This is a genomic window from Candidatus Bathyanammoxibius amoris, assembly GCA_024451685.1.
Lineage (GTDB): Bacteria > Planctomycetota > Brocadiia > Brocadiales > Bathyanammoxibiaceae > Bathyanammoxibius > Bathyanammoxibius amoris.
This window is the reverse complement of the sequence record JAMXCW010000014.1, coordinates 1-4,256: the sequence shown is the minus strand read 5'-3', so window position 1 is coordinate 4,256 and position 4,256 is coordinate 1. Positions and strand designations below refer to the sequence as shown.

5 protein-coding genes are annotated in these 4,256 nt (G+C 52.6%); 3 read left to right on the top strand and 2 right to left on the bottom strand.

Annotated features, from left to right (window positions below; translation table 11 throughout):
• A partial coding sequence (locus tag NOU37_07925; protein ID MCQ4575156.1) for a sigma-70 family RNA polymerase sigma factor occupies positions 1-772 on the top strand: 772 nt, incomplete at its 5' end.
• Positions 773-1,002: 230 nt separating this feature from the next.
• Positions 1,003-1,518, top strand: a complete 516-nt coding sequence (locus tag NOU37_07920; GenBank protein MCQ4575155.1) for an adenine phosphoribosyltransferase — start codon at positions 1,003-1,005, stop codon at positions 1,516-1,518.
• A 29-nt stretch (positions 1,519-1,547) separates the two neighbouring features.
• Here the strand turns inward: NOU37_07920 and trpD are convergent, their stop codons facing one another.
• On the bottom strand, positions 1,548-2,561 hold the full coding sequence (gene trpD / locus NOU37_07915) for an anthranilate phosphoribosyltransferase (protein MCQ4575154.1): 1,014 nt from the start codon (positions 2,559-2,561) through the stop codon (positions 1,548-1,550).
• Positions 2,558-3,337, bottom strand: coding sequence for an AAA family ATPase (locus NOU37_07910; protein ID MCQ4575153.1), 780 nt, complete (start codon positions 3,335-3,337; stop codon positions 2,558-2,560). Before NOU37_07910 ends, trpD begins: the two co-directional genes overlap by 4 nt.
• 213 nt (positions 3,338-3,550) lie before the next feature.
• Here NOU37_07910 and NOU37_07905 point away from each other — a divergent pair.
• Positions 3,551-4,256, top strand: a 706-nt coding sequence (locus NOU37_07905; GenBank protein MCQ4575152.1) for an ATP-binding protein, incomplete at its 3' end; no start/stop codon positions are given.

Genomic DNA, 4,256 nt, shown 5'->3' with positions numbered 1-4,256 from the left:
GACCTTTCAGGCAAGGAGAAACCCGATGCCGCAGGCGGAGACGGACCTCCAGTTATACCTGAAGGAGATTAGCAAGGTAAAGCTGCTCTCCCCTGAAGAGGAGAAGGAACTGGCACGCAGGTCAGACGGCGGCGACCAAGAGGCCAGAGAAAGACTCATAAGGGCTAATCTCCGGCTAGTGGTAAGCATCGCCAAGCATTACCTCAACAACGGGGTCCCCTTCCTCGACCTTATAGAAGACGGCAATGTGGGGCTCCTCCGGGCAGTTGAGGGATACGACTATAAGGCCGGTTACCGCTTTAGCACATATGCGACATGCTGGATCCGGCAGTCGATAAAGCGAGCCCTTACCAACACAAGCAGAACCATTCGAATTCCTGCCTATAAAGCCGAAAGGCGCCGCATGCCGGCGCGGAAAGAAAAGGCCGGCCGGGAGCAAGACACACTCAATGAGACAGTAGGGCCTCAAGGCCCGACGGCCACAAACCTTGACAGCGTTTGGACCCTGATAGACGGTATTGCAGACCAGCGCGTCAAGACCCCGGAAGAAGAGGTTATCGAGGCCTTTGAGAGGGAAAGGGTTGAGAACCTCCTGGCCTCTATCGGGCCGAGAGAGGCGGAAGTAATAAGAAAACGCTTCGGGCTCGATATGGATAAGCCGATGACCTTGAAGGATATAGGCAAGGGGCTGCACCTCAGCCGTGAGCGTGTACGGCAGATAGAGAGAGACGCCCTGCATAAACTCCACGGCATGCTCGCGCGGGAGAAGTAATAGGAGAACTCCGCAAAAGTCCACAAATACCATATATCATTCTGAGCATGTAGAGTGGTCCGCCTCAGGCAGGCTGCCACGTTTCCGCTCCCTCAGAATGATAATTGTTCAAGAGTTTTTCAGGGGTTTCAAAAGATACGTATCTCTCGAATCAGCGGTAACCCGTCGGTACCGCTTTTTTACCGGCTCTCCAAGGACCCTGCATTAAAGGAGAAATAGATATTTTGACTATAGAGAATCTTAAATCACTTATCAGAGACGTCCCCGATTTTCCCAAGAAAGGCATCGTGTTCAAGGACATCACCCCGCTCCTGTACGATCCCCGGGGGCTTAAGACGGCCGTGGACAAGCTCTCTGAGCACTATAAAGACGACCGTATCTCGGTAGTGGTGGCGGCGGAGGCCAGGGGTTTTATAATAGGGCCCCCCATTGCCCTCAATCTCAATGCAGGATTTGTACCCGTCAGGAAACCGGGTAAACTTCCATACAAAACAAAAAACATGACGTATGAGCTGGAGTACGGCACTGACACCGTAGAGATACACGAAGACGCCATAAAGCCGGGACAGGAGGTGCTGATGGTGGACGACGTCCTTGCCACTGGCGGCACCATGGGCGCCTGCTGCAAGCTGGTGGAATCAATGGGCGGCAATATAGTCGGCTGCGCCTTCCTGCTCGAACTCACCTTTCTCAATGGCCGAAAGGCCCTTGGGGACCATGACATCTTCTCGCTGATACAGTTCTAAAATGATTTTGAAGACCCGGCACTCGTAGGCTAGGTTGTCTGGCGGCTTATCTCGACAAGCCTTCTGAGGGAGTCTTTGGCGCGGCCTGAGTCTATAGACTGTTCAGCCAGTGGCAGGCCATCTTTCATGTCTTTTGCGGCCCCGCCCACCGTGATGGCGGCGGCGGCGTTAAGCAGGACCACGTCACGCTTCGCCCCCTCGTGGCCGTCAAGGACGTCCTTTATGGCCTGTGCGCTTTCCTCAACGTCCTTTGCCGCAAGCTCTTCGTGTCCCGACCTCTTTATCCCATACTCTTCAGGCTGGATGTAATAGCTGGTTATCTTACCCTCCTTGAGTTCCGTTATATTTGTTCTGTCTGAGGTGGTTATCTCGTCCAGCCCGTCAAGCCCGTGGACCACCATGGCGCGCTCCGTCCCAAGGTTCCGAAGCACGTGGGCCAGCAGTTGTGTCAGGTCCTCCTTGTATACGCCTATCAGGGGGCGGCTGTTCTTCGCGGGGTTTGTAAGAGGGCCGAGGAGATTGAAGGCCGTACGGAAACCCAGCTCGCGTCTCGGCTCGCGGGCGAATTTCATCGAGCTGTGGAAGAGCGGGGCGAAGATAAACCCTATGCTCGCCTCCCTGATGCACCGGATAACGGTCTCAGGGCCGGCATCCAGATTTACCCCCAGGGCCTTCAGGACGTCGGCGCTTCCCGTGTTGCTGGTGGACGCCCTGTTCCCGTGTTTTGCCACACGAAGTCCTGCTCCCGCTACCACGAAGGCCGCGGCGGTTGAGATGTTGAACGTACCCTTGCTGTCTCCGCCGGTGCCGCAGGTGTCCACCACCGGGTCGTCTATCTCCAGCGGGGCGGCCTCACTCCTCATCACCCGCGCAAGCCCCGTGAGCTCGTCCGCCGTCTCACCCTTCATCTTAAGGGCGGTCAGGAACGAGGCTATCTGGGCCGGCGTCGCGCTGCCGGATATGATGTCTTCCATACCGGCGGTGGTCTCTTTCTCGGTAAGATCTGTTCCCTCTACCAGTTTGGCGATGGCGTCTTTAATCATGACGTGATACCCAGTTCCGCCTGCAGGCGTTCTATAATCCCCTTCACATCTTCCATAAGCTGCCCGTCTTCCACCACGGGTATACCCTTGAGGCCGGCCTCGGGTATCCTGGGGTTATACGGGATGAACCCCAGGACGGGTATACCCTCGAGGCGCTTCTCTATAAATTCCCGGTGCTCTTTGCCCTGAACCTTGCTGCCCACGGCGTACACGGATTTAAGTCCGATGTCGCCGGCGAGTTTCTTTATGCGGCGGGCGGTCTCCACGCTGGGCAGGGTCGGTTCAACCACCACTATCAGTGCGTTCACGCCCTTGACGCTGGCCCGGCCCAGGTGCTCCACCCCGGCCTCCATGTCTATAACGGCCACCTCATCCCTCTGCAACACGACGTGATTTATCATAGACCGCAGGAATACCCCTTCGGGGCAGGCGCACCCGCCGCCCCCGCGCTGGATGGCGCCCAGCACCATCAGGCGCACGCCCTCCCTTTCAACCCACAGCCGTTCGGGCAGGTCAGACACCGTGGGGTTGAGCTTAAAGAATTTGCCGTACTCCTCGGACGTGGAACCCGTGCGTTCTTTTATCAGTTCTTTCATCTCGACCATAGGGACGATGTCCTCGTGTTTTTCTATACCCAGGGCCAGGGCGAGGTTGGGTGCGGGGTCCGCGTCTATGGCCAGCACCTTCTTGCCGTTCTCGTGGGCAAAGAGCCACGCCATCGCCGCGGCGAGCGTCGTCTTACCCACACCCCCTTTACCCGATATGGCTATCTTCAAATTATTTGCCGGCCTCCTCTATTCATGCCTTTTCACGTCCAATTTCATTCATTATACCGATTTCACACCCAAAGTCTAAAAAGACTTGACACTACTTCTAGGCACACCTAGAATCACAAACGTGTAAATACTTTTGGGCATGTGACTAATGGCTGAGTTGAGTACAATAAGCACTTAATACTGAAGCAAGAAAAGCGTAAGGGGCAATAAACATTGGCAAAGAAACACATATACGTTTCCAAGAAAATATTAGCGGACATTGGAAGAGGTATATATCGAACTCCCGCTAATGCAATAAAGGAGATTGTAAGCAACGCCTTCGATGCTTGTGCAACATGGGTAAGGATAACTACAAATGCCCCTTATTTTGATGTATTTACGTGTGAGGATAATGGAAGGGGAATGTCTTCAAAGGAATTTGAAAAAATATTACACAGAATTGGGTCCAGCACAAAAAGAGCTAACAGAGCTAAATATATAGACTATCGGGGTATAAAAAGACCTATTATAGGTAAGATAGGAATAGGGTTACTCGCTGTCTCACAAATTTGCGATCGCTTTACAGTAATATCAAAGAGGAAAGGAAAAAGAGACTTATTTGAGGCCACTATCGGTTTGCTCCAGTTCGAACAAGAGGATGCTTATTTTAGTGGTGAAGGAAGAATTGCATTAGGCGAATACGACATGAAAGAGATGTCTACTTCTGGAGAAGAAGTTAATATATCTTATACTAAGTTAATAATGGAATCGTTAAAAGAAGGATTCAAAAGAGACCTTAATGAGGAATACAGGAAGCAGATTATAAGACCTAAGGAGACCTCTTCTAAAGTGATTTCTTATGCCAACTTTGTAGAATCGTTATCAGGCTTAAAGGATTTTAAAGCTATTACTACTTATGACAAAATGATTTGGGAGTTAG